General features: G+C 70.3%; 7 protein-coding genes. 1 reads left to right on the forward strand and 6 read right to left on the reverse strand.

The window, feature by feature from the left end; all coding sequences use genetic code 11:
* The 6 genes from rpmF to AB0B82_RS22790 form a co-directional block, all read right to left on the reverse strand.
* On the reverse strand, positions 1-192 hold the full coding sequence (rpmF, locus tag AB0B82_RS22765) for a 50S ribosomal protein L32 (protein ID WP_360171824.1): 192 nt from the start codon (positions 190-192) through the stop codon (positions 1-3).
* Between the two features lie 122 nt (positions 193-314).
* The gene (locus AB0B82_RS22770) at positions 315-887 is read right to left on the reverse strand and encodes a DUF177 domain-containing protein (RefSeq protein WP_360171852.1); all 573 of its coding nucleotides are present in this window, start codon (positions 885-887) and stop codon (positions 315-317) included.
* Positions 888-968: 81 nt separating this feature from the next.
* A complete protein-coding gene (coaD, locus tag AB0B82_RS22775; RefSeq protein ID WP_360171827.1) occupies positions 969-1,439 on the reverse strand; it encodes a pantetheine-phosphate adenylyltransferase in 471 nt (156 codons plus the stop codon).
* On the reverse strand, positions 1,432-1,992 hold the full coding sequence (gene rsmD / locus AB0B82_RS22780) for a 16S rRNA (guanine(966)-N(2))-methyltransferase RsmD (RefSeq protein ID WP_360171830.1): 561 nt from the start codon (positions 1,990-1,992) through the stop codon (positions 1,432-1,434). Before rsmD ends, coaD begins: the two co-directional genes overlap by 8 nt.
* A complete protein-coding gene (recG, locus tag AB0B82_RS22785; RefSeq protein WP_360171833.1) occupies positions 1,989-4,226 on the reverse strand; it encodes an ATP-dependent DNA helicase RecG in 2,238 nt (745 codons plus the stop codon). Before recG ends, rsmD begins: the two co-directional genes overlap by 4 nt.
* A 24-nt stretch (positions 4,227-4,250) precedes the next feature.
* Positions 4,251-5,867, reverse strand: coding sequence for a DAK2 domain-containing protein (locus AB0B82_RS22790; protein ID WP_360171836.1), 1,617 nt, complete (start codon positions 5,865-5,867; stop codon positions 4,251-4,253).
* A 30-nt stretch (positions 5,868-5,897) separates the two neighbouring features.
* Here AB0B82_RS22790 and AB0B82_RS22795 point away from each other — a divergent pair, with 30 nt between their 5' ends.
* Complete coding sequence (locus tag AB0B82_RS22795; RefSeq protein ID WP_360171839.1) at positions 5,898-6,899, forward strand: SAM-dependent methyltransferase; 1,002 nt, start codon at positions 5,898-5,900, stop codon at positions 6,897-6,899.
* The last annotated feature ends 423 nt before the right edge of the window (positions 6,900-7,322 follow it).

Genomic DNA, 7,322 nt, shown 5'->3' on the forward strand with positions numbered 1-7,322 from the left:
TTAGCTCTCGACGACCTGGCGACGCTCGCCCTTGGCGCCGTACTGGCCGCAGTTCGGGCAGACGGTGTGCGGCAGGTGCTTCGCGCGGCAGGCGGGGTTCACGCAGGTCACGAGCGTGGGGGCGCTGGTCTTCCACTGCGCCCGGCGGCTACGGGTGTTGCTGCGCGACATCTTCCGCTTCGGAACGGCCACGGTTATGACTCCTCGGTTCGGCCGGAGGCTGGTGGACCCGGCCGGCATCTGGGTTAGCTCGGTCTGACGTGTTCGGTACTGCTCGATAGTGCTCGATACTGCGGGTGGTGCGGTGGAGCTGTTCAGTTGTCCCGCTCGGTGGTGTCGAGCAGTCCGCCGAGGGCGGCCCAGCGGGGGTCGGTCCGCTCCGCGTGCGTGTGGCCGGGCTCGTCCGCCAGGCGCACCCCGCAGTCGGGGCACAGTCCCGGACAGTCGTCCGTACACAACGGCTGGAACGGCAGTGCGAGCACCACCTGGTCCCTCAGCACCGGCTCGAGGTCGATCAGATCGCCCTCCATCCGGCTGGCCTCGTCCGGCTCGGCGTCGCTCTCCGGGTAGACGTACAGCTCCTGGACGTCAGCGAGGAACTCGTCCTCGATATCGACCAGGCACCGCGCGCACTCCCCGACCAGACGGCCACGGGCCGTACCGGTGACGAGCACCCCTTCGACGACTGATTCCAGCCGAAGATCGAACTGGATCGGATCGTCTTGAGGTACGCCGATCACGTCGATCCCGAGATCTACCGGCGCCGGCGCCGTGAAGGTGACTTCGCGTTGGGACCCGGCGCGGCGTGTCAGCTCGTGCGTGTCGATCACGAGGGGGGACCGCGGGTCCAAGACGCTCAGAGCAAACCTTTCAGCGTGGGCAGGCATGAACTCGGTCTCGTCGAGACCGGTTGTCAAGACTACCAACTCCCCGGCGTACCGCCCAATTCGGGGCTGGTCGGCGAGCTGTCAGAGCGCGTTCAGTAGCCGGGTGTGCACGGCCGGTGTCACGAAGGTGCTGACGTCGCCGCCGAGGCGGGCGATCTCCTTGACCCAGCTGGAGGAGATGAAAGCGTTCTCCGGAGCCGTCGGCAGGAACACCGTGTCGACGCCGCTCATCCGCCGGTTCAGCTGCGCCATCTGCAGCTCGTAGTCGTAGTCCGCGGCCGAGCGCAGGCCCTTGACGATCACCCCGGCGCCCTCGGCGCGGCAGTAGTCGACCAGCAGTCCCTCGAAACTGCCGACGCGGACGTTCGGGAACGGCGCCACCAGTTCGGTGAGCATCTCGATCCGCTCCTGCGGGCCGAAGAGCCGGTTCTTCGACTGGTTCACGCCGGTGGCCACGATCAGCTCGTCGAAGGCGTCCGCCGCCCGGGTGACGATGTCGAGGTGCCCGACGGTGGGCGGATCGAAGGTCCCCGGGAAGACCGCTTTAGCCATGGCGGTGACCGTACCAAAGCCGCGCCTCGCCGTACTTGCGGTCCCGCAGCGCGGCGAACCCCGCGGGCCAGTCCCACGGCTCGCGCTTACCGCGTTCGACGACCACGACGGCGTCGTCGGCGAGCCAGCCGTGCGCGGCCAGCTCGGCGAGCACGTCCTGGAGCTCGGTGGTTTCCAGCTTGTACGGCGGGTCCGCGAAGACCAGATCGAACACCGCCGGCGGCGCGCCGGACGCCACCTTCTCGACCGGCCGGGTGAGCAGCTTCGCGCCGGGCAGGGCGACGGCCTTGATGTTGCCGGCGATCACGTCGGCGGCTTTGCGGTCGGACTCGACCAGGACGGCCGTCGCGGCCCCTCGGGACAGCGCCTCCAGCCCGATCGCGCCGGAACCGGCGTACAGGTCGAGAACCGCGAGCCCGTCGAAGCTGCCGAACTCCGACTCCAGCGACGAGAACAGCGCCTCCCGCACCCGATCCGCCGTCGGCCGCGTCCCACTCCCCGCCGGTACGTCGATCCGCCTGCCACCAGCGGCCCCGCCGATGATTCGGGTCAAGTCTTCTCCAGGTACTCGGTGGATTCGGACGCCAGCGCGTCGTGGACGGCTGCCCGCAGCGCCGGATACTCGGCCAGGTCGGCGTCGACGGAGACGATCGAGTGCGCCACGTGCCGGGCCGCGAGGATGACGTCCTCGTCGCGCAGCACGCTGAGCTGCTTCAGGCTGCTGCGCCGGCCGGACTGGGCGACACCGAGCACGTCGCCCTCGCGCCGGGTCTCGAGGTCGATCCGGGACAGTTCGAACCCGTCGGTCGTCGACGCGACCGCGTCCAGCCGCCCGTACGGCTTCGAACCGGTCCACAGGTCCGTGACCAGCAGGCAGAGCCCAGGCACCTTGCCGCGCCCGACCCGCCCGCGCAGCTGGTGCAGCTGCGAGATGCCGAACCGGTCGGCGTCCATGATCACCATCGTCGACGCGTTCGGTACGTCGACGCCGACCTCGATCACCGTGGTCGCGATCAGGACGTCGATGTCACCGGCCGCGAACCGGGACATGACCGCGTCCTTCTCGTCGGCGGGCAGCCTGCCGTGCAGCACCTCGACACGCAGATCCGGCAGGATCTGCGCGAGCGCCTCGGACACCTGCAGTACCGAGATCGGCGGCCGGGACGGCTTCTTGCCCTCCTCGTCGCCGGCCACCAGCTCGCCTTCCTCGTCGGCGGCGTTCTTGACCTCGTCGCCGATCCGCGGGCACACGACGTACACCTGGTGGCCCTTGCCGACCTCTTCACGGACCCGCGCCCAGGCCCGCTGCAGCCAGTCGGGCCGCTCCTTGGCCGGGACCACGGACGACTGGATCGGCGACCGGCCGGCCGGCAGCTGCGTCAGCGTGGAGACCGCCAGATCACCGAACACGGTCATCGCGACGGTCCGCGGGATCGGCGTTGCGGTCATCACCAGCACGTGCGGGGTGTTGTCGCCGGATTTCGCGCTCAGCGCCGCCCGCTGCTCGACACCGAAACGGTGCTGCTCGTCGACCACCACGAGCCCGAGGTCGGCGAACTGGACCTTGTCCTCGAGCAGCGCGTGCGTGCCGACCACGATCCCGGCGGCGCCGCTCGCGGCGTCGAGCATCGCCGTACGGCGGGACGCCGCGTTCAGCGAACCGGTGAGCAGGGCGACCTTCGTGGCGTTGTCCGCGCCACCGAGCATGCCCTGCTCGGCCAGGTCGCCGAGCAACTTGGTCAGCGTCTTGTGATGCTGAACCGCGAGCACCTCGGTCGGTGCGAGCAGCGCTGCCTGACCGCCGTTGTCGACGACGGACAGCATCGCCCGCAGCGCGACCACAGTCTTGCCGGAGCCGACTTCGCCCTGCAGCAGCCGGTGCATCGGGTGCGGCCGGGCCAGATCGGCGAAGATCTCCTCGCCCACCTCGGTCTGCCCTTCGGTCAGCGCGAACGGCAGCCGCTCGTCGAACGCGTCCAGCAGACCGCCCGGAACGCGTGGCCGCGGCACGGCCTTCAGCGAGTCGGTGACCGCTCGACGCTGGGCGAGGATCGTCTGCATCACCAGCGCCTCCTCGAACCGGAACCGCTGCTGCGCGTCGTGGATGTCCTTCTCGGTGTCCGGGAGATGTACCTTCTGCAGGGCTGCACGCAGACCGAGCAGCTTCTCGTTGCGCAGCACCAGGTCCGGGATCGGGTCGTCGACCCGATCGTCGAGGCTGTCCAGGACGATCTTCACCGCCCGCTCGATCGTTGACGTCGGCAACTTCGCGGCCGCCGGGTAGATCGGGCGGAACGGCCGGGCCCGGCGTTCGATCTCGGCCTCGGTGAGGTTCTCGTCCTCGAGCACCTCGGTCCCCGGGTTCTTCAGCTGCATGGTGGTGCGGAACATCGTCACCTCGCCCCAGAACAGGGCGGCGGTGCCGGGGGTCAGCTTGGTCACCAGCCAGGGCTGGTTGAAGAACGCGAGCTCGATGTCGTTGCGGCCGTCGGTGACCACGACCTTGGTGATGGTCCGCTGCTTGCGGAACTTGTGGGCGTCCTCGGGCGCGATGTCGCGCTTGGTGTCCAGCGTCCGCGCGGACACCCTTTTGACCCGGCCGCTGATCGTGGCCAGCTCGCCGACCTCGAGCTCGTCGAACGGCGTCAGCTCGCCTTTCTTCAGGTACCGCCGGGGATAGTGCCGCAGCAACGCGCCGACGGTCTCGATCCCGAAGGCCTCGGCGAGGCTCTTGGCCGCCTTCGCCCCGACGAAGTCGCGGAGCTTGCGGTCCATGTCGGACTTCATCTCACCACCGTTTGTTCCACACCGTTATTCCACCCCGATGAGCAGCGGGTACCTGTCCTGCCCTCCGTCGTACACCATGACGTCGACATCTTTGCGGTGCCGGCGGACGTGTCGCTCGACCGCCCCGGCCAGCGCGGGGTCGGCGTCGCGGCCGGTGACGATCGTGAGCAGCTCGCCACCGCCGCCGAGCAGCCGGTCGACGACGGCGACAGCGGCGGATTCGAGGTCCTCGGTGATCAGCGCGAAGTCGCCGTCGACCACGCCGAGCGCGTCGCCGATCCGGCAGCGGCCGGCCATCGTCCAGGCGTCCTTGACCGCGATGGTGACGGCGCCGTGCCGGGTCTGACCGGCCGCCGCGGAGAGGTGCACGACGTCGTCGTCGAAGCTGCGCCCGGGGTCGTGGACGGCGATCGCGGCCAGGCCCTGCACCTGCGCGCGGGTCGGGATCACCGCGACCCGGACGCCGTCCTGGCGGGCCGCGGTCGCAGCGGCCTCGGCGACCGCGATCGAATCGCTGTCGTTGGGCAGGATCACGATCTCGGGCGCCTGCGACTGCTCGATCGCCTGCAACAGTTCGCCGGTCGAGCAGCGCCGGCCGGGGCCGCCGCGGATGATCCGGGCACCGGCCTCGGTGAACAGCTCGGCCAGCCCGTCCCCGGCGACGACCGCGATCACCGCGCGACCAGGCGCCGGTTCGTGGTGATGCAACTGGTCGTCGAAATGCGTCACCCGGATCCGGTGCGGGCGGCCGATGTCGATGCCGTGCTCGATCGCCGTACCCACGTCGTCGGTGTGCACATGGACGTTCCACAACCCGTCGCCGCCGACCACGACGACCGAGTCGCCGAGACCGGCCAGCGCCTGGCGGAAGTCGGCGATCTTGTCGTCGGGCGCGTCGAGCAGATACATCACCTCGTACGCCGGCCCCTCCTGACTCTCAGCGCCGTCCCCCTGCGGTTCGACCCGCGCCGGTACGTCGACGCGCACGTGCCGCCCGGTGAGTACGGACTCCATCGCGCCGAGGATGACCACCAGGCCCGCTCCCCCGGCGTCGACGACGCCCGCGCGACGCAGTACGTCGAGCTGCTCGGTCGTCCGGCTCAGGGCCTGGCGGGCGGACGCGACGGCAGCCAGGCAGACGTCCGCGAGGCTCTTGCCGTCGTTCGCCGCGGTCATCGCGCCGGTCGCGGCCGCGCGGGCGACGGTCAGCATGGTGCCCTCGACCGGTTGCGCGACTGCGCCGTACGCGGCGTCGGCGGCGTACTTGAGCGCGTCGGCGAAGGCGGCCGCCTCACTCATCCGGAGATCGGTGAGAACGCCCGGGGTCTTCGCGTCGTGGGGCAGGTTCTCGTCGAGCCGGAGGCCGCAGGCGCGGATCAGCTGCGAGGTGATCACCCCGGAGTTCCCGCGGGCGCCGAGCAGCGCGCCGCGGCCGAACGCCTGGATCGCCTCGGTGAAGGTCAGCTCGCCCTTGGGCAGCGCGTCGCAGGCGGCTTCCCAGGTCAGGTAGAGGTTGGTACCGGTGTCGCCGTCGGGAACCGGGTACACGTTCAGCTCGTCGATCTCGGTCCGCGCCCGCGCGAGATCGGCCAGGGCGGTCCGGGCCCAGGCCCGCAGCACGTCGACGCTCAGTTCCTCCACGCCCGGAAGGCTAACGCGTAGGGTTCCCGGGTGAGCGGTGGCAGGAGTGTGTTGTTCTCGGCGGCGTCCGACAGCTACGAGTTGGCCGTCCGGGAGATCCGGGGCGAATTCGGGCGCGACGTACGGATCCAGCGGGTCGGCGCGGAGCTCGGGCGGATGGACGGGCCGTCGGTACGGGAGGTCGCCGCAGCGTGCGACACGGGGCGGATCATGTTCGTCCGGCACCTGACCGTGGAGATCGCGAGCTTCGAGGAACTGCCGCCGGAACACGAACTGGCCGCGCTCGTCCTGGGCGAGCTGCCCGAGTACCCGAAGGCGCTGGCCGTCCAGGCCTGGACCGACGGCGCGGGCACCGGCGGGTCGTCGTACCACCGGCTGGAGGAGGCGCTGACCGGTCGCGGGGTGACCGTGACGCGGGCCGGTCAGGAGTACGTCGTCTCGTGTGTCGGCACGCGGAAGGCGGTGCTGCTCGGGCTGAACCGGCGCGAGGACAGCCTGTCGGACTGGCCGGGTGGGCGGATGCGGTTGGCTCGAGGTGAGGAGCGGGTGTCGCGGTCGGAGTTCAAGCTGGAGGAGGCGATCGCGACCTTCGGGCTCGAACTGCCGGCGCACGGGAAGGCCGTCGATCTGGGCGCCTCGCCGGGTGGATGGACGCGGATCCTGCGTCGGCACGGTCAGGAGGTGTGGTCGGTCGATCCCGGCTCGCTCGACCCGCGGCTTCGTGGGGACCGCCGGATCCATCACGAGGCGACGACAGCCGGCCGGTTCTTCGCGGCGAACACCGTCCGCTTCGACGTGGTCGTGAACGACATGCGGATGGACCAGGTGACGAGCGCGCGGATGATGCTCGACGCGGCCGATCACCTGCGCCGCGGCGGCCTCGCGATCGTCACGCTGAAGGGCGGCGGTCGCAACCCGCTGGACGGCGCCCGTCGCGGCCTCCAGGTCCTCGGCGAGCGGTACGACGTACTGCACGCCCGCCAACTGCACCACAACCGCAACGAGATCACCGTCATCGCCCACCGCCGCTAGCCACCGGCCGCCACCTACTCAACCGCCAGCCACCCGCCGTCACCAGCGACATACCGCCGCGACCGCCACCACCAGCTACGCGCCGCCACCACCACCAGTTACGCGCTGCCACGAACCACCACCACCAGTTACGCGCTGCCACGAACCGCCACCACCAGCCACTCGCCGCCGCGAACCGGTCGCCGCCGCGAACCGCCGGCCGACGCAGGGCGCGCTCAGCCACCACACCCTCCGTCACACACGAGCGGATATCCACTCCTCTTAGGGTTATCCGTTCGTATACCAGCGAAGAACCCCGGCGGCAGCGGATAACCGGGTCCGCTGACTAATGCGTGGGTTGGCTTCTGCACGAGGGGAGATGGTCGCGGGTCGACGGGGTGAGGGATGGCCGGGGCGAGGGGGTGGCGTGCGGGTGATCGGGGT

Source organism: Kribbella sp. NPDC048915, from assembly GCF_040649595.1.
Classification (GTDB): Bacteria; Actinomycetota; Actinomycetes; order Propionibacteriales; family Kribbellaceae; genus Kribbella.